This is a genomic window from Streptomyces albidus (ex Kaewkla and Franco 2022), from assembly GCF_013870515.1.
Classification (GTDB): Bacteria; Actinomycetota; Actinomycetes; order Streptomycetales; family Streptomycetaceae; genus Streptomyces; species Streptomyces albidus.
Window position 1 is genome coordinate 1 of record NZ_JACBXA010000379.1, and the last position, 3,885, is coordinate 3,885.

Sequence of the window (3,885 nt, forward strand, 5' to 3'; positions counted from 1 at the left end):
TGGAGCTCGCCTCCTTCAGCACGTTCAGCGACATCCATCTACGCGCTGCTCTGGCTCGCCGAGCTCGAAGGGGCAGACCCGGAGGACCTGGCAGGCGGAGCCCACGGTGTGCTCACCCGGCAGGAGGCGACGTGGCTCTGGGTCGACACCGCGGCCGCCGTCACCGACCACGGTGAACAGCGCCTGCTCGTCGACCACTTGGAGACGGCCGTACAGGGCACGGTCCCCAAGCTGCTGGAGGAGGTGCGTGCCATCGGTCACCCGCGCACCGTGCAGGTCCTGGTCGCCCTCGCCGCCGCACACCCGGATCCCGCGCTGGCCAAAGCGGTGCGCCGTGCGGCCTTCCAGGTGCACACCGGGGGCCGCTGAGGAGAAGCCGCCGGGCCGCACGGCCGCGGCCCGCCCCGGGCGGAATAACCGCTTGCGGGTCGCCGCTAGACTGTTGACATGGCTACTCCTCTCACGCATTAGCGCCGTACGTGCGCTTCCCGCTCCCGTACGTACGCCCGTCACCCATGCCTGGAGTAGTCCGTGATCACCGCAACCGGTCTTGAGCTGCGCGTCGGCGCCCGCGTCCTGATCGAGTCCGCCACGTTCCGTGTCGCCAAGGGCGACCGCATCGGCCTCGTCGGCCGCAACGGCGCGGGCAAGACCACACTCACCAAGTGCCTTGCCGGAGAAGGCAATCCGGCCGCCGGCACCATCACGCGCGGCGGGGAGGTCGGCTACCTCCCGCAGGATCCCCGCACCGGCGACCTCGACGTCAGCGCCCAGGACCGGATCCTCTCCGCCCGCGGCCTCGATCTGGTCATGCGCCGGATGCGGGAGAACGAGGACCGCATCGCGCACGGCCAGGGCGCCACCCGCGAGAAGGCGCTGAAGAAGTACGAGCGCCTGGAGACCGAGTTCCTGACCAAGGGCGGGTACGCGGCGGAGGCAGAGGCGGCCACCATCGCCGCCAGCCTCGGCCTGCCCGACCGCGTGATGGGGCAGCCGCTGCACACCCTCTCCGGCGGGCAGCGCCGCCGCGTCGAGCTGGCGCGCATCCTCTTCTCCGACGCCGACACCCTGCTCCTGGACGAGCCGACCAACCACCTCGACGCCGACTCCGTGGTGTGGCTGCGCGACTTCCTCAAGACCTATCGCGGCGGCCTGATCGTGATCTCCCACGACCTGGCGCTGATCGAGACCGTCGTCAACAAGGTCTTCTACCTCGACGCCAACCGCGCGGCCATCGACGTCTACAACATGGGCTGGAAGCAGTACGTCGTCCAGCGCGAGGACGACGAGAAGCGCCGTAAGCGTGAGCGCAGCAACGCCGAGAAGAAGGCGGCCGCGCTCAACTCCCAGGCCGACAAGATGCGCGCCAAGGCCACCAAGGCCGTCGCCGCGAAGAACATGGCGCGGCGTGCGGAGAAGCTGCTGTCCGGGCTGGAGGCCGAGCGGGTCTCCGACAAGGTCGCCAAGCTGCGCTTCCCCGACCCGGCGCCGTGCGGCAGGACGCCGCTGATGGCGGAGGACCTCTCCAAGTCCTACGGCTCGCTGGAGATCTTCACCGGCGTCGACCTCGCCATCGACAAGGGCTCACGCGTCGTCATCCTGGGGCTCAACGGCGCCGGCAAGACGACCCTGCTGCGCCTGCTCTCCGGCATCGAGGAGGCGGACACGGGCAAGGTCGTCCCCGGTCACGGCCTCAAGCTGGGCTACTACGCCCAGGAGCACGAGACGCTGGACCCGCAGCGCACCGTGCTGGAGAACATGCGGACGGCCGCGCCCGACATGGACCTGGTCGACATCCGCAAGACGCTGGGCTCCTTCCTCTTCTCCGGCGACGACGTGGACAAGCCCGCGTCGGTCCTGTCGGGCGGCGAGAAGACTCGTCTGGCCCTGGCGACCCTCGTGGTCTCCTCGGCCAACGTGCTCCTGCTGGACGAGCCGACGAACAACCTCGACCCGGCCAGCCGCGAGGAGATCCTCGGCGCCCTGCACACCTTCACCGGCGCCGTCGTCCTGGTCACGCACGACGAGGGCGCGGTCGAGGCGCTGGAGCCCGAACGGATCATCATGCTCCCGGACGGTGTAGAGGACCTGTGGAGCGAGGGCTACGCGGACCTCGTCGCGCTGGCCTGATCCGGGCGATCTCGGCTCCTTGATCAATCTCCACTGGATCATTCGGCCGACGGTTGATCCTTCATCTGAGTGAGTGCGGCTGGTATTCCGGCGTGCCCCGCCCCCGGGCGTGCGGCGGCTGTGGCACGCGCCGCAAGCACTCTCGTGTGGCGTGTGTGGTGCTTGCTGACCTGGCGATTCGCCGACTCCCGAGCGCAGGCGCAACGCGCTCCCTGGACGGAATCCCACGCTCCGCCGGAAACGGTCCGTAGCCCTCCGCTCACGGGTCTTCGACGGACCTTGCCGAATGGGTGGCCAGAAGCAGGGGGAGGGGTGATCATGAGAGTCACGTAGCGCACTTCCCATGAGGAGGCACGGGTGGCCGAGACTCTGAAGAAGGGCAGCCGGGTGACCGGCACCGCGCGCGAGAAGCTCGCGGCAGACCTCAAGAAGAAGTACGACGGCGGCGCGAGCATCCGGGCGCTGGCCGAAGAGACAGGACGTTCCTACGGTTTCGTGCACCGGATGCTCAGTGAATCCGGTGTGGCCCTCAGGGGTCGGGGCGGAGCCACACGAGGCAAGAAGTCCGCCTCAGCCTGACAGGGCTTCCAGGCATCCGCTCCGGTGGTTACTCTTCGGTTACTTGACCGCTGAGTAACCACCGGAGGATGTCGATGACCCTGCTGGACAAGGACGGCGTGCGCCTCGCCGTGGACGGCGCGGTGGCCACGGTCACGCTCGCCAATCCGGCCAAACGCAACGCCCAGTCGCCCGCCCTGTGGCGTGCGCTGACCGAAGCGGGCCGCATGCTGCCCGGCGACGTCCGGGTGGTGGTGCTGCGCGCCGAGGGCAAGTCCTTCTCCGCGGGCCTGGACAGGCAGGCCTTCGACCCCGAGGGGATCGACGGCGAGCTGTCCTTCGTCGACCTGGCCCGTGCCTCGGACGAGGAGATCGACGGGACCATCTCGACGTATCAGGATGCCTTCCGCTGGTGGCGGCGTCCCGACCTGATCAGCGTCGCAGCCGTGCAGGGCCATGCCATCGGAGCGGGATTCCAGCTCGCCCTGGCGGCCGATCTCCGGGTGTGCGCGGACGACGTGCAGTTCGCCATGCGTGAGACCAGCCTCGGCCTCGTCCCCGATCTGACCGGCACGCACCCCCTGGTCGGAATCCTCGGTTACGCCCGTGCGCTGGAGATCTGCGCCACGGGCCGCTTCGTGCACGCGTCGGAGGCCGAGCGGATCGGGCTCGCCAACCTCGTGGTCCCGGCCGGTGAACTGGACGGTGCCGTCGCCGATCTGGCGGGCGCTCTGCTGGCGGCGCCCCGCAACGCGGTCGTGGAGACCAAGGCCCTGCTCGCGGGTGCGCACTCCCGTACGTACGAGGAGCAGCTCGCTGCCGAACGGGCGGCGCAGACGCGGCGCCTGCGCGACCTGGTGGGCCTCGGCGACTGAGCCGGCCTCGCCCCCGTCCCGGGTCCCGGCTTCGAGACTCGGGATCTCAGCGGCGGTTACGGGGCGGGCCGAGGGCCGTCACCCGGCCCGGACGCTTTCCTGCCCCGTCCGCTCCCCGCCGGAGCCGATGTCCGGATCGATCGCGCTGATCAGCACCGCGACGGTCACGGGCACCGTCGGCTCCGGGGCGTCCCATGCCGCGGCCTTCACGGCCGCCCGCCGTACCGCCCGTGCCACATCCAGGGCACGGGTGCCGTCGGCGACCGCGAGCTGGATCTGGAGATGCCGCCCCCCGCCCGGCTGGTCCGTGACGGTCACGGCC

General features: G+C 70.2%; 3 protein-coding genes and 2 pseudogenes. 4 read left to right on the forward strand and 1 reads right to left on the reverse strand.

Translation table 11 applies throughout. From position 1 onward, the window contains the following. The 4 genes and pseudogenes from H5J26_RS29180 to H5J26_RS29195 form a co-directional block, all read left to right on the forward strand. Nucleotides 1-369 (forward strand): annotated as a pseudogene (locus tag H5J26_RS29180) (hypothetical protein); the annotation flags it as partial. A gap of 162 nt (nt 370-531) precedes the next feature. Beyond that, nucleotides 532-2,130 (forward strand): ABC-F family ATP-binding cassette domain-containing protein, encoded by a 1,599-nt coding sequence (locus H5J26_RS29185; protein ID WP_181768972.1) that lies wholly within the window; start codon nt 532-534, stop codon nt 2,128-2,130. A 357-nt stretch (nt 2,131-2,487) separates the two neighbouring features. Continuing rightward, nucleotides 2,488-2,709, forward strand: a complete 222-nt coding sequence (locus tag H5J26_RS29190; RefSeq protein ID WP_028435537.1) for a helix-turn-helix domain-containing protein — start codon at nt 2,488-2,490, stop codon at nt 2,707-2,709. 74 nt (nt 2,710-2,783) lie between these two features. After that, complete coding sequence (locus H5J26_RS29195; RefSeq protein WP_181768973.1) at nt 2,784-3,563, forward strand: enoyl-CoA hydratase/isomerase family protein; 780 nt, start codon at nt 2,784-2,786, stop codon at nt 3,561-3,563. Between the two features lie 78 nt (nt 3,564-3,641). On the opposite strand, the pseudogene H5J26_RS29200 reads toward H5J26_RS29195, so the two are convergent. Beyond that, nucleotides 3,642-3,885 (reverse strand): annotated as a pseudogene (locus H5J26_RS29200) (hypothetical protein); the annotation flags it as partial.

Coding starts and splice junctions, on each gene's coding strand:
- H5J26_RS29195 (WP_181768973.1), top strand. CDS start 2,784: ATGACCCTGCTGGACAAGGACGGCGTGCGCCTCGCCGTGGACGGCGCG.